25 protein-coding genes are annotated in these 22,330 nt (G+C 42.7%); 6 read left to right on the top strand and 19 right to left on the bottom strand.

Features of this window, described 5'->3' with window-relative positions; all coding sequences use genetic code 11:
• The first annotated feature begins 1 nt into the window (after window position 1).
• The 3 genes from AC1DYB_RS08705 to AC1DYB_RS08695 are packed head-to-tail and all read left to right on the top strand — an operon-like array spanning window position 2 to window position 2,516.
• Window positions 2-268, top strand: a complete 267-nt coding sequence (locus tag AC1DYB_RS08705) for a phosphopantetheine-binding protein (RefSeq protein WP_295720582.1) — start codon at window positions 2-4, stop codon at window positions 266-268.
• Between the two features lie 11 nt (window positions 269-279).
• Entirely contained in the window at window positions 280-1,470 is a 1,191-nt protein-coding gene (locus AC1DYB_RS08700; protein WP_477434114.1) for a beta-ketoacyl-[acyl-carrier-protein] synthase family protein, read from the top strand.
• Window positions 1,467-2,516 carry a hypothetical protein gene (locus AC1DYB_RS08695; protein WP_477434112.1) on the top strand — a complete coding sequence of 350 codons (1,050 nt, stop codon included), beginning with the start codon at window positions 1,467-1,469 and terminating at the stop codon, window positions 2,514-2,516. Before AC1DYB_RS08700 ends, AC1DYB_RS08695 begins: the two co-directional genes overlap by 4 nt.
• A 21-nt stretch (window positions 2,517-2,537) precedes the next feature.
• Here the strand turns inward: AC1DYB_RS08695 and AC1DYB_RS08690 are convergent, their stop codons facing one another.
• From AC1DYB_RS08690 to AC1DYB_RS08660, 7 genes are read right to left on the bottom strand one after another with little or no spacing between them, the layout of a single operon-like run.
• Window positions 2,538-3,311, bottom strand: a complete 774-nt coding sequence (locus tag AC1DYB_RS08690) for a polysaccharide deacetylase family protein (RefSeq protein WP_477434110.1) — start codon at window positions 3,309-3,311, stop codon at window positions 2,538-2,540.
• On the bottom strand, window positions 3,305-4,348 hold the full coding sequence (locus AC1DYB_RS08685; protein ID WP_477434108.1) for a beta-ketoacyl synthase chain length factor: 1,044 nt from the start codon (window positions 4,346-4,348) through the stop codon (window positions 3,305-3,307). Before AC1DYB_RS08685 ends, AC1DYB_RS08690 begins: the two co-directional genes overlap by 7 nt.
• A gap of 1 nt (window position 4,349) precedes the next feature.
• The gene (locus tag AC1DYB_RS08680; protein WP_477434106.1) at window positions 4,350-5,555 is read right to left on the bottom strand and encodes a beta-ketoacyl-[acyl-carrier-protein] synthase family protein; all 1,206 of its coding nucleotides are present in this window, start codon (window positions 5,553-5,555) and stop codon (window positions 4,350-4,352) included.
• Between the two features lies 1 nt (window position 5,556).
• Window positions 5,557-6,207 carry a hypothetical protein gene (locus AC1DYB_RS08675; RefSeq protein WP_477434104.1) on the bottom strand — a complete coding sequence of 217 codons (651 nt, stop codon included), beginning with the start codon at window positions 6,205-6,207 and terminating at the stop codon, window positions 5,557-5,559.
• Window positions 6,208-6,263: 56 nt separating this feature from the next.
• Window positions 6,264-7,391, bottom strand: a complete 1,128-nt coding sequence (locus tag AC1DYB_RS08670) for a beta-ketoacyl synthase N-terminal-like domain-containing protein (RefSeq protein WP_477434102.1) — start codon at window positions 7,389-7,391, stop codon at window positions 6,264-6,266.
• Between the two features lie 34 nt (window positions 7,392-7,425).
• Window positions 7,426-8,304 (bottom strand): LpxL/LpxP family acyltransferase, encoded by an 879-nt coding sequence (locus AC1DYB_RS08665; RefSeq protein ID WP_477434100.1) that lies wholly within the window; start codon window positions 8,302-8,304, stop codon window positions 7,426-7,428.
• Window positions 8,304-8,561, bottom strand: coding sequence for an acyl carrier protein (locus AC1DYB_RS08660; RefSeq protein WP_295720566.1), 258 nt, complete (start codon window positions 8,559-8,561; stop codon window positions 8,304-8,306). The genes AC1DYB_RS08665 and AC1DYB_RS08660 overlap by 1 nt, the downstream gene beginning before the upstream one ends.
• A gap of 504 nt (window positions 8,562-9,065) precedes the next feature.
• Here AC1DYB_RS08660 and acpS point away from each other — a divergent pair.
• Together acpS and flxY are read left to right on the top strand one after the other, a co-directional pair.
• A complete protein-coding gene (gene acpS / locus AC1DYB_RS08655) occupies window positions 9,066-9,440 on the top strand; it encodes a holo-ACP synthase (protein WP_477392150.1) in 375 nt (124 codons plus the stop codon).
• Entirely contained in the window at window positions 9,437-10,738 is a 1,302-nt protein-coding gene (gene flxY, locus AC1DYB_RS08650; protein ID WP_477434098.1) for a flexirubin biosynthesis putative acyl-CoA ligase FlxY, read from the top strand. The genes acpS and flxY overlap by 4 nt, the downstream gene beginning before the upstream one ends.
• On the opposite strand, the gene AC1DYB_RS08645 is transcribed toward flxY, so the two are convergent.
• The 12 genes from AC1DYB_RS08645 to flxA form a co-directional block, all read right to left on the bottom strand.
• Window positions 10,719-12,179: a cation:proton antiporter domain-containing protein gene (locus AC1DYB_RS08645; RefSeq protein ID WP_477434096.1), complete on the bottom strand. Its 1,461-nt coding sequence runs from the start codon at window positions 12,177-12,179 to the stop codon at window positions 10,719-10,721. The genes flxY and AC1DYB_RS08645 overlap by 20 nt on opposite strands.
• Window positions 12,176-12,541, bottom strand: coding sequence for an ApeI family dehydratase (locus AC1DYB_RS08640; RefSeq protein ID WP_477434094.1), 366 nt, complete (start codon window positions 12,539-12,541; stop codon window positions 12,176-12,178). The genes AC1DYB_RS08645 and AC1DYB_RS08640 overlap by 4 nt, the downstream gene beginning before the upstream one ends.
• Before the next feature lie 92 nt (window positions 12,542-12,633).
• Window positions 12,634-13,266 carry a flexirubin biosynthesis protein LolB2 gene (gene lolB2, locus AC1DYB_RS08635; RefSeq protein ID WP_477434092.1) on the bottom strand — a complete coding sequence of 211 codons (633 nt, stop codon included), beginning with the start codon at window positions 13,264-13,266 and terminating at the stop codon, window positions 12,634-12,636.
• Window positions 13,229-13,864, bottom strand: coding sequence for a flexirubin biosynthesis/transport protein LolA2 (gene lolA2, locus AC1DYB_RS08630; RefSeq protein ID WP_477434090.1), 636 nt, complete (start codon window positions 13,862-13,864; stop codon window positions 13,229-13,231). The genes lolB2 and lolA2 overlap by 38 nt, the downstream gene beginning before the upstream one ends.
• A gap of 190 nt (window positions 13,865-14,054) precedes the next feature.
• Window positions 14,055-14,312, bottom strand: coding sequence for a phosphopantetheine-binding protein (locus AC1DYB_RS08625; RefSeq protein WP_295720553.1), 258 nt, complete (start codon window positions 14,310-14,312; stop codon window positions 14,055-14,057).
• Between the two features lie 6 nt (window positions 14,313-14,318).
• Complete coding sequence (locus AC1DYB_RS08620) at window positions 14,319-15,569, bottom strand: NAD(P)/FAD-dependent oxidoreductase (RefSeq protein WP_295720551.1); 1,251 nt, start codon at window positions 15,567-15,569, stop codon at window positions 14,319-14,321.
• 127 nt (window positions 15,570-15,696) lie between these two features.
• Complete coding sequence (locus tag AC1DYB_RS08615; RefSeq protein WP_477434088.1) at window positions 15,697-16,122, bottom strand: acyl-CoA thioesterase; 426 nt, start codon at window positions 16,120-16,122, stop codon at window positions 15,697-15,699.
• A gap of 52 nt (window positions 16,123-16,174) precedes the next feature.
• Window positions 16,175-16,597: a hotdog family protein gene (locus tag AC1DYB_RS08610; RefSeq protein ID WP_477434086.1), complete on the bottom strand. Its 423-nt coding sequence runs from the start codon at window positions 16,595-16,597 to the stop codon at window positions 16,175-16,177.
• A 45-nt stretch (window positions 16,598-16,642) separates the two neighbouring features.
• Window positions 16,643-16,900: a phosphopantetheine-binding protein gene (locus AC1DYB_RS08605; protein WP_477434084.1), complete on the bottom strand. Its 258-nt coding sequence runs from the start codon at window positions 16,898-16,900 to the stop codon at window positions 16,643-16,645.
• A 13-nt stretch (window positions 16,901-16,913) separates the two neighbouring features.
• Window positions 16,914-18,131 carry a beta-ketoacyl-[acyl-carrier-protein] synthase family protein gene (locus AC1DYB_RS08600; protein WP_477434082.1) on the bottom strand — a complete coding sequence of 406 codons (1,218 nt, stop codon included), beginning with the start codon at window positions 18,129-18,131 and terminating at the stop codon, window positions 16,914-16,916.
• Window positions 18,132-18,234: 103 nt separating this feature from the next.
• The gene (gene flxB / locus AC1DYB_RS08595) at window positions 18,235-18,963 is read right to left on the bottom strand and encodes a flexirubin biosynthesis SDR family reductase FlxB (RefSeq protein ID WP_295720543.1); all 729 of its coding nucleotides are present in this window, start codon (window positions 18,961-18,963) and stop codon (window positions 18,235-18,237) included.
• A gap of 44 nt (window positions 18,964-19,007) precedes the next feature.
• Window positions 19,008-20,576, bottom strand: coding sequence for a flexirubin biosynthesis tyrosine ammonia-lyase FlxA (flxA, locus tag AC1DYB_RS08590; RefSeq protein ID WP_477434080.1), 1,569 nt, complete (start codon window positions 20,574-20,576; stop codon window positions 19,008-19,010).
• A gap of 552 nt (window positions 20,577-21,128) precedes the next feature.
• Between flxA and AC1DYB_RS08585 the strand changes: the two genes are divergently transcribed.
• Window positions 21,129-22,319: a DUF2062 domain-containing protein gene (locus AC1DYB_RS08585; protein WP_477434078.1), complete on the top strand. Its 1,191-nt coding sequence runs from the start codon at window positions 21,129-21,131 to the stop codon at window positions 22,317-22,319.
• Window positions 22,320-22,330: the final 11 nt, after the last annotated feature.

Here is a 22,330-nt window from a genome sequence, read left to right as displayed (position 1 = left end):
AATGATGGAAATAGCAGAATTAAAGGAAAAGTTAAAGGTTCAGATCATTCAATTCCTTAACTTAACCGACCTTACGCCGGCAGACATTAAAAACGATGAGCCGTTATTTGGTGATGGCCTGGGCCTTGATTCCATCGATTCGCTGGAACTGATTGTGCTTTTGAAGCGGGAGTACGGCATCAATATACAAGATCCCAAAGAGGGGCGTAAAGTATTGATTGATGTAAACACGATGGCTGCATATATTGAACAACACAGAGAAAAATAAAGCTTAAAACATTGGACAGGATCCTGGTAACCGGTATGGGAGTGATCAGTGCTATTGGTAATTCCGTAGATGAAAATCATATTGCGCTGGTAAATGGAAAAACCGGTATCATAAAAGGTGGCGGTAATTTTCCTTCGCGGTATGCGGGTATCCTGCCATTTGCTGAGGTTTTGATGAGTACCGGGGATCTGAGAGCAGGGCTTCATGTTACGGAGCCCGGTGTTACCCGCACTACCCTGCTGGCACTTCATGCTTTTAATGAAGCGATTGCTAATGCGAGGTTAACAGATGAGCAACTAACGGCTGATGATACCGCGCTGGTAGGCGCAACCACAGTTGGCGGCATGTGCCTTACGGATGAGCTTTATGCTAATACGCATGGTGATCATGAAAATATTGAATATGTGGGATCATATGATTACGCATCGGTAAACCTGTTCATACAATCCCGCTATAAAATGACCGGGGTGGTAAACACCATGAACACGGCCTGTTCTTCATCGGCAAATGCTATTATGTATGGTTGCCGGTTGATAAAGAATGGATTGGCCCGGCGGGTAATTGTTGGCGGGACAGATAGCCTTGCAAAATTTACTGTTAATGGCTTTAACGCACTCCGCATCCTATCTGATGAAGCTTGTACACCATTTGATGAAAACCGCAAGGGACTTAATTTAGGCGAAGGCGCGGCGTTTTTGGTATTGGAAAAAGAAGCCGATGCCGGCGATAAAAAAGTATACGCGGCGGTGAGCGGTTATGGTAATGCCAATGATGCTTATCATCCTTCATCATTATCGCCAGGGGGCGATGGTCCATATTTGGCGATGAAGAATGCTTTAGGCAATGCTAACTTAACCCCCGTTGATATTGATTTTATAAACGCGCATGGCACCGGTACCGAAAATAATGACGAGGTAGAAAGCCGTGCGATGTTAAACCTGTTTGGCACCCTGCCCAATTTTGCATCTACAAAAGGGTTTACCGGGCATACGCTTGGTGCAGCCAGCGCTATTGAGGCGGTGTATAGTATCTTGAATATTGACAGGCAGGAGTTATATCCGAATTTGAATTTTAAGCAGCCTATAACAGGTATTGGAGTGCAGCCTGTTTTGGCTTATAAGCCGGCAAAAATAAATCACGTCATGTCGAACTCGTTTGGTTTTGGTGGTAATTGTACATCATTAATTTTTTCAAAGGCATGATGTTCTATATCAATAAAACCAATTGCATATCGCCCCAACAAACTTTTGGCGATATCGATATTGAACAGTTGCAAGCATCCGTTGATAATAAATTAAAAGTTTTAGAGCCTCCCTACCCTGCTTTTACGGCTAATGCCATACGCCGTATGAGCAAGAGCACGAGGATGGGGTGCGGAGCAGCACTCCCCCTACTTGCTGATAGTACCCAACCCGACGGAATTATTATTGGCACCCAGGTAAGCGGGATGGAAGAAAATGGTAAGTTTTTGAATCAGATCATCGAGTATGATGAGGATATGCTTACGCCGGGCAATTTTGTACAGGGTACGCCAAATACCATATCATCGCAAATTGCGCTGATCAGCAATAATAAAAACTATAATATTACGCATGTACACCGGGGGCTGGCCTTTGAAAACGCGGTGATAGATACCGCAATGTTACTGAACGAAAATCCTCAGAGCACCTATTTGTTAGGTGGGGTTGATGAGATATGTGCCAATAATTACACGTTGGATACCCTTGCCGACTGGTTTAAAAAAGAAGATTGCGCCAATAAGGATCTCTATAAATCAAATACCAATGGAAGTTTATCTGGCGAAGGTGCCGCGATGTTTTATGTGAGCAATAATAAAACAAACGCCTTAGCACAATTGAAGGCCATTACCACCATTCACAATACAGATGTTGATGTTGTAAAAGAGCACATCAAAAATTTCCTGTTAAAAAATTTGCCGCAGGGAGAAAAAATAGACCTCCTTTTAAGTGGCGAAAACGGCGATAAGCGTGCCTTGAATTATTATACAACCTGTGAGCAATTGCTGGATAGCGGAACGCCCGTTGCCCGCTTTAAACACCTGTGCGGCGAATATCCTACAGCATCATCATTTGCGCTTTGGCTGGCCTGTAATTTTGTAAGCGGGCAGGTAGCAGTTCCTGAACATATGCTTAAAAAGGCTGGTAAAGTTTCCGCCCTTAAAAATATATTGATCTACAATACGCACAAAACTGCTCAGCATAGCTGTATGCTGGTAAGTATGCCCTAAACGATTGAGGTATTTTGTTAATCAGGCATAGGGCGGCAGCCCCAGCATTTTATCCACCCTTACAATTTTATAGCCTTTGGAGTTAGCAAATTCAATAAACCGGGGCAGCATGGCGACGGTGTTTTTGCAGGTATCATGAAAGAGGAATATCGCGCCGGGTTTAATTTTAGCACTTACTTTGTTAAACAATTGATCGGCATCCTTACTCATGGTGTCGTATGAACGTACATTCCAGCCTATAGGTAAATAATTGCCTTCAACTATAGCGTTTTTTAAATTGGGGTTCATCACGCCATAGGGCGGGCGAAAGAGCCTTGGCTTTTTGTCAATTACCTGGTATAGCGCACTATCCGTCTGCCGCATTTCTGCAAGCATCTTTTTTGCCGGGTACATATCAAATAAAGCAGCATGTGTAAAGCTGTGGTTGCCTATGATATGCCCTTCGGTATTTAGCTGTTTAATGATCTCTTCATTCCCCGCTATCCGCTTGCCGATGCAAAAAAAAGCGGCCTCAATATTAGCGTTCTTTAGTATCCGTAAAAGTTTAGGCGTTTCGTCCGCTACCGGACCATCATCAAAGGTAATGGCGATCACTTTCTCTGTAGTTTTTGCCGAGCAATACATCGGCATGAAAAAGTTGGAGTTAACAAAGTAGCAGCCGTAGGCAACAATGAGCGAATAAATCAATATGACTGCCGCATAAATCAGCCAGCTTACACCATACATTTTATCGACCGCAATGGTTAGCGCCAGCAATACAATCAATGCAATATTGGTGTTTTTGAATGTCAGCACGCCGATAGCAACATTAGGGAATGATAGGTGTTTTGGTAGTGGTTATAAATGAGCACTTTTTTAAGCGGGGCGGCATGTGCCGTACCCGGTATGCTGTTTGTTTTGATAATATGGGCGGCATACCACAATGCAAAAGCAGATGATGTTGGATACTCACCACACAGATGCTTGTAGTTAATAGCGGTAGTTTTATTAAACAGGGTTTTGCTTAAATGATGGTAAATTTCGTCATTTTTAGCATCGCCATTTTTACCGGTTATGATCAGATCAATATCGTCAAAACTGATATTTTGTGCCGATAAAAAAGAAGAGATCTGCTGTTCAACTTCTTCAAAGCTTCCCGGTTTATAAAAGGTTGTTATGGCATCCAGCTTCGCCAGGGCATTTTCTGAAGCCGCATTAGTCAACAGGAAAAACGTGGAGGCCTCACCTGCAATAGTACCTTTTGAGGGAGTATTATATAAATCGAGGTTTGAAACATTGTCTTGTTTGTACAAGCCAAACCGGCTTAGTATGGCATGGCTGATGTCTGTAATTTCATCTATCCCTCCAACCAATACATTTTTAGCTTCGCCCTCCTGTAACAGCATTTGGGCATCCAGCAGGGAGCACTCGAAAGAGGAACCACCGTTTACAAACGTGTTATTGTATTCATGGCAATGCAGCAGCAGCGCCACCTGCGCCCCAATAGTGTTATGGGTTGATTGTATGAAAGATGTTGGCGTAAGCAGCTCCTCGCCCCGCTCTATCATTTTGCTCAGGAATACGCCGGTATCTTCCAGGCAGCCATAGGCAGTTCCGGTGATAATGGCATCGGGCGAAGTTACCCCGGCCTCTTTTAAACAGGCCATGGCCGATGCTACACCCATCTTGATCACCCGGCTCATGCGGCGGATGAGCTTAGGATCAATAAGCTCTTTATAATCCGGCGTGATGCAGGTTAAGCGGTTGCCCTCATAGGCAACAACCTCTCCCGGGAACGGTGCATTACCAAATGTTTTTTGTGGCGATATGTTTCCTGTTGCACGTATATACATATCAATCCTGTAGTTTTGAAAATATGAGTGATGAACAATTACCGCCAAAGCCAAACGAGTTGGAGAGTACATGTTTCAATTCGGGTTGCCTGTAAAAGCTTGTCTCGGGCGCAAAAGGCAGGTCCTCTATTCGGGTTTCAAATCTCAGGTTTGGATAGATGAGTCCCCGCTGAACAGATAATGCCGAAAATACGGCCTCGATGCCCGCGCTTGCCCCCAGCGTATGCCCGGTGAACGATTTGGTGGAACTCATTTTGGGGTAATGCGGCTCAAATAGCCTTTTTATAGCTGTGCCTTCGGAGTTATCGTTGTTTTGTGTGCCGGTACCGTGCAGGTTAATGTAATTGATATCTCCGGGTTTTAAACCGCTCATTTTTAAAGCACCCTGCATGGCCATATAAGAGCCGGTTCCATCGGGCGATGAAGCTGTTTGGTGATAGGCATCGTTGGCGTTGCAATAGCCGCTAAGCGCACAGTATGGCGATGTTTTAAGCGATGCGGCCACGCGCTCAGATACCAAAGTAACATAACCGGCACCCTCACCCAGGTTTAAACCCCGACGATTAGCATCAAAGGGCTGGCAGTATTCGTTATCCAGTATCATGAGGGTGTTGAACCCGTTTAGCGTGAACCGGGTTAACGCATCTGTACCGCCGGCAATAACCACATCAAGTATATTGTTTTTGATTAGCCTTGCGCCGTACATAATGGCATTTGCCGATGAAGAGCAAGCCGTGCTGATGGTGCTTACGTAGTTTTTTATTCCGAGTTGATCTGCTACCAGTTCGGTAACCTTACCGCATTCATGGTTAACTACATTCCTTAAGCGGCCGGCTTTAGGATTAGCCATAAATTGGGTAAAAAAATCTTCGGTTTTATCCATCCCGCCAACGGTGTTAGCCGATATGAAACCTGTACGCAAGGAGGAGAAATTTTCTATTCCCGCGCTATGCAATGCTTCCCGTGTGGCTATCAAACTCAGCATGGCCGTGCGGCTAATATCCGGGCCAAAGCCAGAAAGTGCTGCCAGCTCATCATTGCTTAATTTAACCTCGGCAACGGGGAATGTATCCTTATGAACAGTCTCTAAATACCTGATCTTATCAATACCCGCCCGGCTGTTTTCGAGCGCGCTAAGGCATTCGGCGGTGTTATTACCAATGCCCGAAATTACACCTACTCCCGCTACAAAAACAGATTGACTCATCTTATGCTCCAATATCATTGCCGGGTTTTTCTGTATCCGACAGGTAAATTTTGTTTATATTTTCTACAGTGAACGGTACCGATGCATCGCTTTCGCGTTTTTCCACCAGGTACAAAACCGCTTTGTAATCTTCTTTCAGCAGATCAACCCAGCCACAAATGCAGGCCTGCAATATATTGTTATTTAATAAATATGCCACGTATTGCGCTACAAAAGCGGCATCAAAAGTTTCAAAAACAAAAAACGCGTTCTCTCCCTTAAACTTGTTTTTAATGCTGATTTCGCCAATAACAATATTGGGTAAAGTGTAAACAAACAACGCCGGACTGGCAACCGTTTTTGCCCCTTCATAGTATTTAATATCGGCATCCAGGCTCGAGTTGGCATTGGTTAATACAATGCCGATTTCGTTCTCCTCATATAGTTCGCTAATGGGGTTGTTTTTCAGTAAAACTTCTGCGGCCAGTAAACCCATTTTTGACAGGTTATCCATTTTGTAAAACTTAGGATATTTTACCTCCAGGAACTGGTAAACAGAAAGCAGAAAAGCCCCGGCGTCGGCGTCTTTATTTTCAAATACAGGCAGGCCATTGCTGTAAACAACATTGTTGCTGATTACGCAATGGGAAGTGATATGATTATTTGCTGTCAATATTTGTTGCTATTTATATTTAATTGCTTTCGGCTTTATGTATTTTGCTTTCGGCTTTATTTAGTAAGTATAATTGCCGCGTTACATCCCCCAAAACCCGATGCTGTTTTAAGGCAATTGGTTAAAGGTAGATATTGTAGTTCATGGCTCACATTTATGGATTGGCTTAGCCCCAATTTATTAAAGCCCTTTGTGGGGATAATCACGTTTTGTTGCAAGGAGTGGGCGGCTATAATGGTTTCAATGATGCCCGATGCACCTAACGTGTGGCCAAAATATCCTTTAAGACTATTAACCGGGATAGTTTCCATGCCTGCGAGGTTGATAGCTTTTGCTTCCATTTCATCGTTATAAATGGTGGCGGTGCCATGGGCTGAGATAAAGTCTATCGCTTCCGGCTCAATGCCGGCGCTTTTTAATGCACCCTCTATGGCATAAAAAAGCTCTTCGCCGGTTTTTGATGGGCCCGAAATATGGTTGGCATCGTTGCTGATGGAGCCACCTGCCAGTTTTATGCCATTGGCATATTTAGGGTTTGATGAAAGGATCACCGTACCCGCGCCTTCGCCTAAATTAATGCCATCGCGGGTGGCATCAAATGGCTTGCATGGCGCCGCACTGATGGCCTGAAATGATTGAAAGCCCGACAACACAAATTTGGTGATCACATCGGCCCCAACAACAACCGCGTTTTCATACTCGCCGGTTTGCAATAGGCGCATCCCGGTAATAAGTGCTACCAGTCCCGAGATACAGGCATGTGAAACAATTAAAGGCTGATTTACAAAACCAAAATGCCCGGCAACCAATGTTGCCGAAGTACTAAGCGCAATCCGGTTGTTTAGTTCGGGATCATCGGCCGCCGTTTCCAGCATGCTGATATTGCCTTTTGTGGTAGAGATAATGAGGATCGTTTTTTTATCTGCGCAATCAATCTCACTATCTTTTAACGCGTCGCTAATGGAGGCGATAAGCAGTTGCTCAAATTTTGTGTAATTACTTTGGTCTGCTACAAATTTGCAGTCGTCATTAAATAACGAGGCATAGAAAGGTACATCGGAGCGCGTGCCACCTGCGTGTTGTTTAACACCCGAAATGTTTTGGGTAAGCCTATCAAAGTTTTCGGCAGAAGTGCCGCCAACCGGCGATAGGATATTATCGGCAACAATAAAAACAGATTTCATCGCTTATTGAACAGTTCCTCTCATCAAGTTGTTTTTATTGCCAAAAGTTATAATAATTGTACCATTGCTCGGGGTGCTTTTTTACGTACTTCTCCATCTCGCCCACAAAATCATTGGTCATTTGCTCCATCCCGGCATCTTTGCCCAAATGTAAATATTCCTTTATTGTACTGGCGTAAAAATGGTAATGAAACTTAGTTTCTTTCATGGCAAACACATAGGCCACAGGCACTTTAAATTTTGCCGCCAAAACAAATGGCCCTAACGGAAATTTGGCATCCTCGCCCAAAAAGTTTTTGGTAATGGTTTTATTGCCTTCCAGGTACCTGTCGGCATGCATACATACCAGTTCGTTATTCTGAAAAGCTTCGTTTATTTTAAATATATGCGAAATGTCGTCTTTAATCACGATGATGTTAACGCTGTATTTGCCCGTTACTTTTTCCATAAAGGCTTTTATCTGCTGGTCTTCCCCATCATACATCACAATGTTAATGCGTGTATTGATGGTGTTAAGCAGGTTGCCGGCAATTTCCCAGCTGCCTATATGCGCGCTTAAAAGCAGGCCACCTTTATTCATGGCTGCTATCTGGTGCAGGTTATGCTTGCCATCAAATTCAAAGGTGAATTTATTGGGGATGCCGGCCATTACAACTACCTTATCGATAATGCTTTGGCCAAAAATGTAATAGTTTTGGTAAACTTTAAGCAACGATTTCAGGCGGCTGTAGCCTAGGCGCTGATGGAAATAGTAATAGATACTTTTTGACGACTGATAGGAAAAAACGACGTAATAAAAGGAAACAAACCTTAAAAGAAAGTAAGCAGGAGTAACTCCGGCCCATTTTAAGATAGCCAGAAAAATAGAATACCCCCAGGGTTTCCCTTTAGATTTTCCTTTCCAGGACGACATTATACCAGCTCCTTCGGCTGTACTTTAGCTACCACGTAATTGTAAAAATCCTGGAAAGTAATAATGCCGGCGAAATCTTCGGGCTGTACTTTAAATGAAAAGTTGGTTTCTATTACCACTACAAGGTCAATATAGTCAAGGCTGTCCAACCCAAGGGTATCTTTTAAAACTGCATCGGGTGTAATTGTATCTTGATCTACCTCGAATTCTTCAGACAGGAAAGAATTTATTTTCGCAATGATCTCTTCAATTTGCATGATCTTGTTTAAATTAATTAGGCCAACATTTGGGTTGAATCAGGGTATATCCAAACGTTAGTGCAATAGGTTGTAAAAGTTTAAAATATGTTATTTAATTGGTGCTGTTTATATACCAATTAAAAGTATTCTGAAATTTGTTGATTTTGTTAACAGTGTAAAGAACGGTTTAGGTATTTTGTTGGCTTACGGGTAGCAAGACAATCTCAATGAACTTTTTTCAAATCCCTACTCCTTACTCCTCCTGCGCCCTGCCTCTACATTTAGGAAAATACTATAACACGTAATTAAAAAATAAGTCAATAACGCCGCAAAAATACAAAATAATAAAAACATTTGTTCATCTTTTGTGTATAGCCAAATAAAATGTTTAAACAGTTAATCATAGCTGCAATTACATACTCTAAAAGATAAACCAAATATTATTTTTGTAGAAGACGCTTAAGCGTGAAAAAAGGTCACAATGGATCTTAAAAAAAACTTAAACTTAAAAAAAACTGATAGGTGGTTACCGGTGTTGGGATAGATATGATAGAAGTTGACCGTGTGGCCAGCAAAATTGGGAAGGATATGGGCTTCCGGGAGTTGGTATTTTCGCCGGTGGAGATCAGTTACTGCGAAGCTATGGCCGATAAGTATCAGCATTACGCTGCCCGCTTTGCCGCAAAAGAGGCATTCTTTAAAGCCCTGGGCACAGGTTGGCTAAACGGAACCGCATTTAATGAGGTTGAGATTAGCAATAATGCCGACGGAAAACCCGAACTTACACTTATTGGCCAAACTGCCGAATTGTTAAAGGAACAAGGACCATTGAAAATTTCCGTATCATTAACCCATCTTAAAACAATAGCATCCGCCATCGTAATTATAGAAAAGTGACTACTCCATTAACACATACACCAATATACCAGTCAAGTGAAGAGATAGTAGCTATGCAGGAGCAAAAACTGCAGCAATTATTGGCCTATCTTAACCAAAATTCGCCGTTTTATAAAGAGTTGTTTGCGGCTAACGATATCAATATTGCCGATATTAAAACGCTGGATGACCTGAAAAGCATCCCGACTACAGTTAAAGAAGACCTGCAGACGCGGAATGATGATTTTATGTGCGTAGGCCGCGATAAGATCATTGAATACAGTTCTACATCAGGTACATTGGGCAGCCCGGTTACTATCGCGCTTACCGAGAATGACCTGCAGCGACTTACCTATAACGAATACAGCTCGTTTATTTGTGCCGATGGCAGCCCCAATGATGTGTACCAGCTGATGCTTACGCTCGACAGGCAGTTTATGGCCGGCCTGGCTTATTATTCGGGCATCCGGATGATTGGCGCGGGTATTATTCGCCTTGGTCCGGGAGTGCCTTCATTGCAGTGGGATACCATTTTAAGGTTAAAACCGACCGCGATTGTTGCTGTACCATCATTCATCCACAAACTCATTCAGTATGCTACCGAGCATCATATTGATATTAATTCAAGCACGGTAAAAAAAGCTATTTGTATTGGTGAAAATATTCGCAATACCGATTTTTCGCTCAATATACTTGGTAAAAAAATTACGGATGCCTGGGATATCAAACTCTACTCTACTTATGCCTCTACCGAAATGCAAACAGCTTTTACAGAGTGTGGGCATGGAAGAGGAGGCCACCACCAGCCGGAATTGCTGATTGTTGAACTGCTTGATGAGCATAACCAGCAAGTAGCCCCCGGCGAACCGGGAGAGGTAACCATTACCACCCTGGGTGTTGAAGGTATGCCCCTGCTGCGCTACAAAACCGGCGATATTTGCCAATATTATGACGAGCCCTGCGAATGCGGAAGAACAACCCTGCGCCTATCATCTATAATTGGCCGTAAAAAGCAGATGATTAAGTTTAAGGGAACTACACTTTATCCCCCTTCGCTTTTTGACCTGCTGAACGGGATGGAAGAGATTTTGGATTTTGTGGCCGAGGTTTACTCCAACGAGATTGGCATGGATGAGGTGTTGCTGCATATCCTGCCCATCAATTATACCGATGAGTGCGACCGTAAAATTCGGGCCAATTTACAGGCCAGGTTGAGGGTTAGTCCGCATGTTACGTATGTGCAGTATGACGAGATCCAGAAAATGCAGTACAAGGAATCGGGCAGAAAACCGTTTAAATTTATTGATCGCCGGAAATAAAAATATCTTCGGGCAATTCATCCGGGAGTTCTTCTTCTGATGGTGATTTGCCGAAGATCTTATCCAGCAGGTTTAGTATAGGCACCGTCATAAATGTGGTTACGAGTGCCATAATAACCAGTATGGCAAACACCTCTTTATTCAGTACGCCAAGGTCGTAGCCAATATTCAATACAATTAGTTCTACCAAGCCGCGGGTGTTCATTAAGGCGCCTATTGATAGGCTGTCCTTCCAGCTTTGCCCAACAAATTTGGCCGCTGAAGCACTGCCAACAAACTTGCCTGTAACGGCTACCAGTATAGTTATTGCACAAATGCCCCACAGGTACGCATCGTTTAGTAAGCCTATTTGTGTGCGCAGCCCGGTAAATACAAAAAATAAAGGGAGTAATAAAAACAGGGCTACATCCTTTATCCGTTCCACAAACACACCTCTGAAGGTAATGTTATCGGGCATCACAATGCCGGCCATAAAAGCACCAAACAGGGCATGAATGCCAATGGATTCGGTGGCGTAAGATGAAATGATCAGCGTCAAAAAAAACATAGCTACCGGCATACCCACGTAACCCGGCCTGATGTTGCGACTATAAATGAGCTTTAAAAGTGGTTTTACCCCCTTCAGCATAATTACTACATATACAATAGCCATTATTGCGGTATAAACAAAACTCATTACAGAACCTGCCTTTACTACCGCTATAACAACAGTAAGCAGGCACCAGGCCGTAATGTCATCGGCCGCAGCGCAAGTAATTACCAAAGCGCCAAGGCGCGTTTTGTTAATACCCCGTTCTTGGCAAATGCGGGCCAAAACCGGGAACGCGGTGATACTCATAGAAATACCCATGAACAAGCCGAACGAAAAGAACGGTATGCCCGCAGGTGCTAAAGATTGGTAAATGAAATAAGCCAGCCCGATACCTAAGGTAAACGGAACGATAATACTGGCATGACTGATGACGATGGCATCCTTACTTTTGTTTTTGATGGCGTGCAGATCAAGCTCCATCCCTATTACAAACATGAATATGATCAAACCAATCTGGCTTAAAAACTGCAGTGGTCCTAATGATTGAGCCGGGAAAATGGCATGCGAAAATGCCGGAAAAAAACGACCTACAAGCGAGGGGCCTAAAGCTATGCCCGCAAAAATTTCGCCGATAACACGCGGTTGACCAAGCTTTTTACAAACCCATCCTGCTATATTGCCGGCTACAATAATAACCGCTATCTGTGCCAGCAAAGTAGCCAGCGGCCCGGTTTGGTTTTTTACCAATCCATCGGTAAACTGATGCACGGAACTTTTGTTGCTTGCCGCCAGTTTAACTATGTGGCGGCCTTTTTCAAGCTCGTTACCGGCTGTTAATGCCAGGTAAATTAAAAAGGAAAATCCGCCGATGAGGATGATATAAAAAAATATGTTTCTGAATTTCTTCATCTTTTAAATACGCCTTTAAATTTAAAAAAAGTGGAGGCCTCATGTTGAATCATGGCATCTACCTTTAATGTATCACCGTCTGTGGCAGTGTAGGTTATCTGCAAATCGGCAGTGCTGTTTACCTGTGGGTTTAATATTGCCAAAAACTTCATATCCCCTGCTTTTACCAGCTTGGTTTTTGTACCGATAAGGTGTTCCAAAACCTCCTTAACCATTTGCATCATACAAACGCCCGGCACAACCGGTTGCCCGGGAAAATGCCCTTCAAATATCTGGTGAGCCGCATTCAGGGTAATGGTAGTTTTTGAGGTATTCCCCTCGGTTTGCGGCGTAGTAAACTGAAAAAAGGATTCCTGGAGCATACGAGAGTTTTTTGCTCGACTTCGAGCTTCTTATATTGTAAATGTTTTTTACTAAAGCTTTGAGCTTTCAGCCTTTGGCCTTCAGCTTCCCGCTATCGTTCTATCTTTTTTAAACCGATGGTAAATTTAAAGTTTTTGTGGTCAATACCGATGGTATCAGGCAGGCCATTTTTATAGTTCATCATGGTAGCCACGGCCACCGGTTTTCTTTTTGATGATTTTTCCATCCGCAGCAGGGAATCGCCGGCCATGTTGGTGATGTAGTAGTTGGCGCCCTTTTGCTGGGGTAATACATAATATAGATGAGCACTATCCTTCAGTATATAATGCTCATGACTGCCCTGCTGGCGCATGAGTACCAGATCAAAATCTTTCATCAGGGTTTTTATTACAGGCCCTTTATTCATTTGAGGGATGATGTAATACACCTTAAAGCTGCCATCTTTTAAAAAAGCAAAGTCGAAAAACTTAACCCCCATCTCGCTGGAAAACACAATACGGGTGCTGCTATCGGGCATTATTTTCATTAATAGCAAGCCGCTTAAATGATGGCTGGTAACGTTGATCTCCGCATTATAAAGCACAACAGAAAATTGCGGCCTGAATTTGTAGATGTGATTAAAATTGCCGGTTGCAGGCTTCAGGTTTTTATAGACCGAGGAGCAGCCGGCCAACAAGAGCAGGCAGCTACTTAGCAGCAAAAAGCGCATCCGGGAGGCTGGCATTGATCTCTTTATTTATAAAATGAATGGTGGTATTATCGCCCGATGGTTCCTGCATATCGATATTACTTACCGAATTATCTTTTTTATCAACAGAGATATTGATGCTTTTAAAAAAGTCTTTGATCCCTTTTGATAATGGTGAAAGCTCCACCAGGTAATTGCTTTTATTTTCAAATACCTTAACCTTAAAATCGGGGTTGCTAAGGATAGAACCCTGCACGCAATCAACAATTATTTTATTGATCTGCTGAAAAAGCTTGTTCGACCGGGTGTTGATCTTATTCTCCTTTTGCTCATCTTTCACCAGGATATTATCCTTGTTGATGATCATTAGGTATTTGGAGGGCTGGGTATATTCCATCCGCACCATATTGTCTTTTTTAAACCAGAACTTCCCTTTTGAGGTGATCTTTTCGGCTAACATGCTCAGGTTTTTCTCCTGCACAAAATCACTTTTAATGCTGTTTGTTTTTTGAGCCGTTGCGGTAAACTGTTCTTTAAATTTTGATAGATCGGTAAGCTGGGTATAGCCGGCATGCTGCGCCCTTGCTGTAAAAGCAGCGGAAAGTATGGCCAGGGTTACAAATATCTTATACATTTTAAAATAGACAGCGTTTTTTCTAAAAGGTTTGAAAAGGCATCAATTCTATGACAAGAACTGAATTAAGCTTATGAATATTCTCTAATATGTCATTGCGAGGTACGAAGCAATCGCATACTATACAGAGCGTACTTGCATAGTTCGCGATTGCTTCGTACCTCGCAATGACATGGAAATTTCCCCTCTCCTAAGCGGCCTGATTTTCTGTAATATACTCGGCCATGGTACGTACCGACTGGAATACTTTTGGGCCGTCCTCGGCTTTTGAAAGCTTAATTTTATAGTTAGTTTGCATTAAAACGATGAGCTCCAAAACATCTATAGAGTCGAGGCCTAACCCATCTGCAAATAACGATTCATCATCGCCAATGTCTGTTGGTTTAAGGTCCTGTAAGTTCAATTGGTCTATGATCTGTACTTTTAGATCATTAATTAATTTGTCCATTTTATTTTATACATTTTGATCTATCCGATCACTTAGCTGAATAATTCTTGCTAATTTATTTAACGCTTTGTTATGGTTTTTAACATATGGGTTATCTAAATCCCAAACGTATCCTGCCAAAACAGAGCAAATCATGTTTTTTATTTCGGGCACAAATGATCCGGCAAAAAAGATGGTATCCAGTGTACCGTCATACCAGGCATTCACATAGGAGCGAAAAACATCTACTCCCTGCATTACTTTTTCAGTGTATTCCTTTTCCCAGTTAACCGTTTCGCCGTTTAGGGTGCGGATAACTAAATGTGCAGCATTTTGACTGGATACAGTAGCCAGCGTTACTCCCGATGAAAATATAGGATCTAAAAACTCGGTAACATTGCCAGTAAGTACAAAGCCTTCACCATGAAAGGTATCGGTAGTACTGCTCCAGGCCTGTAATATTTTAGGGTCGAAAACAAATTCAACATCCTCGAACCTTTCACTTAAATAGGGCTCAGACGCGATGAGGCTCCGTAGCTTTTCTTCATCGTTATTGCCCTCGTATTGGTTAAAAAACTCCGGGTTGCCTACAAAACCCAATGAAGTAACTCCGTTTGAAAAAGGAATGACCCATACCCAAACACCGGGTTTATGTACTACTATCGTTATGCGGTTTGGCTCATCGCCTAAATGGCGTTTGACATCGTTGGTATGCGCAAACAAAGCCTTCCGCTCAGACATGTTAGATGGCTTATCCAGGTTGAATAACCTGGGTATCACACGACCGTATCCGCTGCCATCAATAATAAAGCGGGCTTCTATCTGTGTTTGGTTACCGTCAATGTCTTCAACAGTAGTAACAGAATCTGATCCGTTAAATGTAATACCGGTAACGGTGGTTTCATAATGAACCGGTACACCCATTGCTTCCACAGTATCGGCCAGGGTTTTATCAAATTCGGCACGGGGTGCCTGCCAGGTCCAGTTCCAGCCATCAGTAAACTGGTCCGAAAAATAATAGTCGCAGATTACGCCATTCTTTACAAACTTTGCTCCAAATTTTTTCTGAAAACCCTTTGCTTCCACAGCTTCAACAAAACCGGCTTCGGTTAATGCTTCCATACAACGGGGCAACAGGCTTTCGCCTATTACAAAACGGGGAAATTTTTGCTTTTCAACAATTTTAACTTTAAAACCGGCTTTATTCACGATAGAAGCGGCCACAGTACCCGCCGGACCAGCGCCAATTACCAACACATCAACTTTTTCCGTATTCATCTATTTAAATTCTTTAGCGTTTGTTTATTGTTAGTATTGCCGCGGGTTTATTAATTAAAGCCTTTAGCGTTTATGTTGTTTATAAAAGTATCAAATTGGTAAAATGTTCTAAAGAAAATCATACCCATCAGGCCAGCGAATGTTTCTTTTTCCACTCCTCAAAAAATGGAGGATTTGTTAATTGAAGCACAAAACTATCCCGGTTTAAAAATACTTGCACGGTTGAGCCTGTTACCACAACCTCGCCGGTAACAGCGTTTAACAGGCGATAGTTAAAATTCAGGCGCGCGGCTTCGCTTGGTACATATTCCGTTTCAATAATTACACTATCGCCATAGCGCAAAACTTGTTTATAATTACAATCAATCTTTACAATTGGTGTAACGTATTGGTTGTTGTATACGGTGAGGTAATCTATTCCGAAGGCTTTTCCAAAAGCTTCCCGGCCATCCTCAAAATAACGCACATAGTGCCCATGCCACACAATGCCCAGCGAGTCTACTTCGCTAAACTTTACACTTATCTCGGTGACATGTTTCAGTGTTTTTTGCAATTTCTGTTTTTTTGTGATCGAAACCTGTTTTTGCAGGTATGGTTAATTAAGATTATGGTTTAATTATAAACACTTTCATTTGGCATTGCGCCAGTAATTCATCTCCGCATTTTACCTTTCCGGATATCAGCGTAACATCAAATATTTGATTATCAATGATAATTTCTGTTTCTAAGATATCATTTATTTTAGGCAACGAGAATACTTCAAGGTTTTTAATTGCCCCTATATAGCCAATGGCATCGGGTTTTTCTTCGTTTTGGGCAACATAGCCGGCCCTTGCCGCGGCAGTTTGTGCTATGTTTTCAACCAGGCCACCTGCGCTAAACTCACCATCCTCAACCAAAATATTGTCGGCTTTTACACAAAATTGGGTGCGGCTGCTTGTCTCATCGCTGTAGATCAAATGATCAATCATCACGAATGGGAATTTTTGTGGGATAAGATCCGGTGTATTTGATGGCTGTACAAACATAGAAGCAAGGCGTAAATTCTTTAATTACCTCAATAGCGATGGCGTTTATGCCAGCTCTTTAGCGTTTACTTTGGTATCTACGTACTCGTAAAAATCCTGGAAGTTAACAATGCCCACAAAATCTTCGGGCTGTACCTTAAAGTTGAAATTGCTTTCAATTACCACCACAAGGTCTATATAATCCAGGCTATCCAGCTCAAGGGTATCCTTAAGGTTTGCTTCAGGAGTGATCTTTTCTATGTCGACCTCAAACTCCTCTGCTAAAAAAGCATTTGTTTTTTCTACGATCTCTAAAAATTGCATAAGGTTAGGTTAATCAGTATTTTTTAATAATCAGGGACGAATTTGTACCTCCAAAACCAAAAGAGTTTGACAAGAACACGTTAAAATCTTTCTCGATGGTGGTTGTTGCTATGTTTAACTTAACTGAATCCTCGTCTGGGGTTTCAAAGTTAATGTTTGGTGCGATGAATGAATTTTGCATCATCAGCATAGAGTACACGATTTCGCTTGCGCCGGCCATCCAGCATTCATGCCCGGTCATTGATTTGGTTGAGCTCACCAGTGGCTTGCTTGATCCAAAAACTTCGTGAATGGCTTTTGCCTCGCTGGCATCGCCGGCCGGGGTTGAGGTTGCATGCGCGTTGATATAATCAATATCGTCAGCGCCCATACCGGCATCCCTTAAGGCCATGGCCAAAGAGCGTACCGGGCCACCAACTGTAGGGTTGGAGATATGGCCCCCATTTGATGAAAAGCCGTAGCCAATAACCTCGCCTAATATATTTGCGCCCCGGCGCTGGGCAGATTCCAGGCTCTCCAGCATTACGGTTGCCGCTCCCCCGCTGGGTACAAGGCCATCCCTGCTGCGATCAAACGGGCGGGATGCTTTTGTTGGTGTTGCTTCTAAGATTGAAAAGGCCGAAAGCGCGTCAAAGCTCCCCATCGAAAAATGGTTAAGTTCCTGGGCGCCGCCACAGATGATACCTTCCTGCAATCCGCTTTTGATAAGGTGATAACCCAGGCCAATGGCATGCGATCCGCTTGCGCAGGCCGCGCTTACGGTAAGGTTGATGCCTTTAAGTTTGAAAATGGTGGCCAGGTTCATGCTCACGGTGGAGTTCATGGTTTGGAAAACCGCGCCCGACCCTACCAGCATCGTATCTTTTTTTAAACGGATAATATCGGTACAATCAATCACGGGTTTGGCAGAGCTATCGTTACCGTATAGGATGCCTATCTCGTTTTGATCAAGGTAATCCATATCAATGCCGGCTTGTTCCAGTGCTTCAATAGTGGCCATATAAGCATATTCTCCCTGTTCGGGCAGCATGATGCGTGATCTTCTGTCGAGTTTTTCTTTTAAATTTGGTCTGTCCACAAAGCCGGTTAAACCAGACCGGTAACCAAACTCCTTGCGAATAGTATCAAGTATTATTCCTGATTTACCCTGGAATAGCGAATCCCTAACATCGTTAAGGTTTTTCCCTATACAGGAGTAAATGCCCATCCCCGTAATCACAACTCTGTTCATAACACTAAAACCGGCTTAATCAATTTACAGATACCTTTAAAACTAAATAAAAATACTTAATCGCTGAAATATTAAAATGATGCTTTTGTGAACAAATGATTAATTAAGAATACAGGCCTCCGTTAACTGAAAGTACCTCGGCCGTAATATATGATGCCTCTGGCGAAGCTAAAAAGCCTACCGCGTGGGCAACTTCCTCAGCTGTTCCAAACCGCTTTATAGGGATCATTGATTTTAGTTCTTTTTCATCAAGCCCTTCGGTCATATCGGTTTTAATAAACCCTGGCGCCACGGCATTCACCGTAACCCCGCGACGGGCTATTTCCTGCGCCAAAGCCTTGGTTGCGCCAATTACACCAGCTTTAGCAGCCGAGTAATTTACCTGACCTGGCAATCCTTTTAAGCCCGATAGCGATACTACGTTGATGATGCGGCCGTACTTTTTAACCAGCATGCCATTTAGCACCATTTGTGTAACATAAAAGAAACCATCCAAGCTGGTTTTTAAAACGCTGTCCCACTGCTCATCCTTCATCCACATCATCAGGGTATCATCCTTAATGCCTGCGTTATTTACCAGCACCTCAATATATTTTTCGGTATTGGTTTCAATCCAGGTACCTAATACTGCCCTGATATCTTCCTTTTCGGCCACATCAAACCGGATGATCTCGCCATCGCCACCGTTTTCTTTTATGGTTGATAAGGTATGCAGTGCCTCGGTTTCGTTGCTTTTATAATTTACCAGTACGTAGTAGCCCATTAAAGCCAATTTATAACAAACGGCCCTGCCTATTCCTCTTGATCCGCCGGTTACTAATGCACACTTCATTTGCTGATCTGTTAAATTGTTTTACTGAAATATTTGCCTTGTTATTATAAAATATGCGAGCTTCTATTTTTTATCAGGTGCACGTGCTCTGCCTTTTCAAAGTACTGCTTCACGTTTACCATATCCTTGTATTTAGGCTTGTCTTCCACAAACTTAGGGAATATGGCCCGCAGATCGGTGTAAACTGTATGGGTTATTGGCGATAGCTTTTCGCTGCAATCCAGGTGATCAATAGCCTGTAAAATAGCCATCATTTGTATGGCCAGCACCTCAAAAGTGTTATCGATAACCCGTTTGGTCATTAACGCGGCATTACAGCCCATGCTTACAATATCCTGGTTGTCATTATTGTTGGGAATGCTGTGCAGGTACATGGGATATGATAGTGTTTGATTTTCGGCAGTAGTTGATGTCGCCGTAAACTGCATGCCCTGCATTCCGAAATTAAAGCCTAAAACGCCCAGGTTAACAAAGGGCGGGAATTTTTGGTTCAGTTTTTCATTCAGCAGGTAGTTTAACTGTCTTTCAGATAGCATGCACAGTTTGGTAATAGCTATCTTGAGCTTATCCATCGCCAGGGACACATAGTCGCCATGGAAATTGCCGCCATGGAAAATGTTCTTGCTATCATGGTCAATAACCGGGTTATCATTCACAGAGTTCAACTCGTCGGTCAATACCCTTTCAACCTCAAAAATGGTATCATAAATAGGGCCCAATACCTGCGTTACGCAACGCAGGGAATAGTATTCCTGTACCTTATCTAAAAATACTTCCTGGTTAAGGTTGTCGGGATTATACAAATGCTCAGAGCGGTCGCGGATCATTTTGCTGCCGGTTAATACATCGCGCATAATGGCCGCCACTTCGTTTTGCCCTTTGTGGTGTTTAACGATGTTCAGCTCGTAGGAGTAATGATCATCAAAAGCCTGCACCACTTCGTTGATCATGGATGATAGCACGATAGACCATTCCAGCAATTTTTTAGCCTGGATGATGTTCACCATGCCAATCCCGGTCATGGCCGATGTACCATTGATGATGGCCAGTCCTTCCCTGATCTTGATAGAGAGAGGTGTTATGCCAATTTCTTTAAACAACTCTTCGGTAGAGTGCTGTTCACCATTGTAGCTTGATTCTCCTTCGCCAATTAGTACCAGCGCTAAATGAGCTAACTGTACAAGGTCGCCGGATGCACCTACGCCCCCATGTTCGTAAACATTGGGCGCTACGCCTTTATTTATTAATTGAACAAGCAGTTCGGGAAGATCGGTATGTACACCGGAGCGGGCCTGCATAAAGCTGTTTAACCGGGCAATCATTAATGCTTTTACCAATAAAGGCTGCATTAAATTACCACCGCCCGAAGCATGGCTGCGGATAAGGTTATATTGCAATTGCAACAGGTTTTCTTCGCTAACCTTGTATTGCGCCATTGGGCCAAAACCGGTATTAATACCGTATATGAGTTTATTTGATGAAAAGCCCTGCAAAAACTGGTAGTTAACCTCCACATTCTTTACAGCCGATGTATCTAATCCAATTTCCTCGTCATCAAACAGGATCTTGGAAAAATCATCAGCAGTAATGTACCGCCCCCCTATATGTATCATGAACTAAATATTATTAAAATGAAAAACTTCAAAAAAATTCACACAAAAAACGTCCGAAAATAGGATAAATATTTCAGATATGATATTTTCCTGCTTCTTTGTCCAGGAAAATCGCTTAAAAAAAGGGGGCACCTACGGAGCCAAAAAACAAAATATTTTTTCGCTATAAACACGCAACTCCGCTGGAGTTGGAAATGATTGGCGTGTCATTGACTCCGTAGGAGTAACGTGTTTATAGCACAATAAAACCCAAAAGCCGGGCTCCGTAGGTGCCTCCTGTTTGTTTTTAATTTTAAAAGCGATTTTTTGCCTTCTTTGTTGATAAAGGTTTGGCTGTTATTAACACCATAAATGTTGAGCGATTTTATATATTATAAAATGTAAATACGAAGACGAGATAAATATTGAAAACGTTACACGTGCAGGTGGAATTGCTGGAATTTACATCCCCATTATTAATTTAAAACTATTTAACCGCTATATCATCATTAACGCTAATTTTGTTATGTAGAAAAATGCTGTTTTCAATTTATTATATATCAAGGGTAATTAATGGAATTTGAGGGTTTAGTAAGTAAGCGGTTTGATGAACTGCAGGTATGTGTTATTATTCCCACCTATAACAACCACCTTACTTTGGGCGGTGTAATTACCGATGTATCTGCATATAGCAGCCAGATCATCGTTGTTAATGATGGCTCAACCGATGATACCGAAGCTATTGTAAAAACATTTCCTCATGTACAGCTCATCAGCTACCCCGATAATGTAGGCAAAGGCTGGGCACTACGCCAGGCATTTGCCTATGCTATGCAAAAAGGCTACAGATACGCTATCACCATTGACTCCGACGGGCAGCATTTTGCTAAAGATATCCCCGCTTTTTTAAACAGACTTGAACAGGTTCAGGATGCCATTATTATAGGCTCCCGCAATATGGACCAGGCAGCGGTGCCGGGTAAAAGTAGTTTCGGGCATAAATTCTCCAATTTTTGGTTTTGGGTAGAAACAGGAATCCATTGCCCCGATACACAATCCGGCTTCCGGCTTTATCCGCTTTACCTGTTAGAGGGAATGAAGTTTTATACCCGCAAATATGAATTTGAAATTGAGGTGATCGTTCGGGCCTCCTGGCGCGGTGTACACATGGATTCGGTACCGGTAAGCGTTTATTATGCACCCAAAGAAACAAGAGTGTCGCACTTCCGGCCCTTTACCGATTTTTCAAGGGTTGGCGTATTGAATGCCTTTCTGGTAGTTATCGCCTTTGTTTGGATTAAACCTCGCAACTTTTTTCTCGATTTATCAAAAAAAAAGGGACGTAAAAAGATAATAGCCACTCTGTATAACCCTAACGATACCGACGAGGTAAAGGCCTTGTCCATTGCCCTGGGCATTTTTATGGGGATAGTACCTATCTGGGGTTTGCAACTCGCCGTAGCCATATTTTTATCTATCATATTTAAGCTCAATAAGGCGCTGGTGGTATTTTCGGCACACATCAGTATCCCGCCTATGATTCCGGTGGTTATATTTTTAAGCTATAAGGCCGGCGAATACTGGATGGGCGACAAAGTGACCAACATGGCGTTCAGCTCAAAAATATCTTTCAAAACCATTGGCGAGCACATGGAGCAATATATTTATGGCAGTCTTACACTGGCCGTTGTTGCATCCCTTACAGTTGGGCTTATAACGTATGCCTTGCTTAAATTATTGAAAAAGGCTCCTGCTGCCATATAAGTAAGCCATTA

Source organism: Mucilaginibacter sp. P2_A4, assembly GCF_056405015.1.
The sequence above is the reverse complement of the archived record's forward strand: the minus strand, read 5'-3'. Positions and strand labels throughout refer to the sequence as shown.

Coding starts and splice junctions, on each gene's coding strand:
- AC1DYB_RS08645 (WP_477434096.1), bottom strand. CDS start 12,179: ATGAAGAAATTCAGAAACATATTTTTTTATATCATCCTCATCGGCGGA.
- AC1DYB_RS08600 (WP_477434082.1), bottom strand. CDS start 18,131: ATGAACAGAGTTGTGATTACGGGGATGGGCATTTACTCCTGTATAGGG.
- AC1DYB_RS08605 (WP_477434084.1), bottom strand. CDS start 16,900: ATGCAATTTTTAGAGATCGTAGAAAAAACAAATGCTTTTTTAGCAGAG.
- lolA2 (WP_477434090.1), bottom strand. CDS start 13,864: ATGTATAAGATATTTGTAACCCTGGCCATACTTTCCGCTGCTTTTACA.
- flxB (WP_295720543.1), bottom strand. CDS start 18,963: ATGAAGTGTGCATTAGTAACCGGCGGATCAAGAGGAATAGGCAGGGCC.
- lolB2 (WP_477434092.1), bottom strand. CDS start 13,266: ATGCCAGCCTCCCGGATGCGCTTTTTGCTGCTAAGTAGCTGCCTGCTC.
- AC1DYB_RS08665 (WP_477434100.1), bottom strand. CDS start 8,304: ATGTCGTCCTGGAAAGGAAAATCTAAAGGGAAACCCTGGGGGTATTCT.
- AC1DYB_RS08695 (WP_477434112.1), top strand. CDS start 1,467: ATGATGTTCTATATCAATAAAACCAATTGCATATCGCCCCAACAAACT.
- AC1DYB_RS08685 (WP_477434108.1), bottom strand. CDS start 4,348: ATGTATATACGTGCAACAGGAAACATATCGCCACAAAAAACATTTGGT.
- AC1DYB_RS08610 (WP_477434086.1), bottom strand. CDS start 16,597: ATGTTTGTACAGCCATCAAATACACCGGATCTTATCCCACAAAAATTC.
- AC1DYB_RS08705 (WP_295720582.1), top strand. CDS start 2: ATGATGGAAATAGCAGAATTAAAGGAAAAGTTAAAGGTTCAGATCATT.
- AC1DYB_RS08680 (WP_477434106.1), bottom strand. CDS start 5,555: ATGAGTCAATCTGTTTTTGTAGCGGGAGTAGGTGTAATTTCGGGCATT.
- AC1DYB_RS08625 (WP_295720553.1), bottom strand. CDS start 14,312: ATGGACAAATTAATTAATGATCTAAAAGTACAGATCATAGACCAATTG.
- AC1DYB_RS08670 (WP_477434102.1), bottom strand. CDS start 7,391: ATGAAATCTGTTTTTATTGTTGCCGATAATATCCTATCGCCGGTTGGC.
- AC1DYB_RS08620 (WP_295720551.1), bottom strand. CDS start 15,569: ATGAATACGGAAAAAGTTGATGTGTTGGTAATTGGCGCTGGTCCGGCG.
- AC1DYB_RS08640 (WP_477434094.1), bottom strand. CDS start 12,541: ATGCTCCAGGAATCCTTTTTTCAGTTTACTACGCCGCAAACCGAGGGG.
- AC1DYB_RS08660 (WP_295720566.1), bottom strand. CDS start 8,561: ATGCAAATTGAAGAGATCATTGCGAAAATAAATTCTTTCCTGTCTGAA.
- flxA (WP_477434080.1), bottom strand. CDS start 20,576: ATGATACATATAGGGGGGCGGTACATTACTGCTGATGATTTTTCCAAG.
- AC1DYB_RS08585 (WP_477434078.1), top strand. CDS start 21,129: ATGGAATTTGAGGGTTTAGTAAGTAAGCGGTTTGATGAACTGCAGGTA.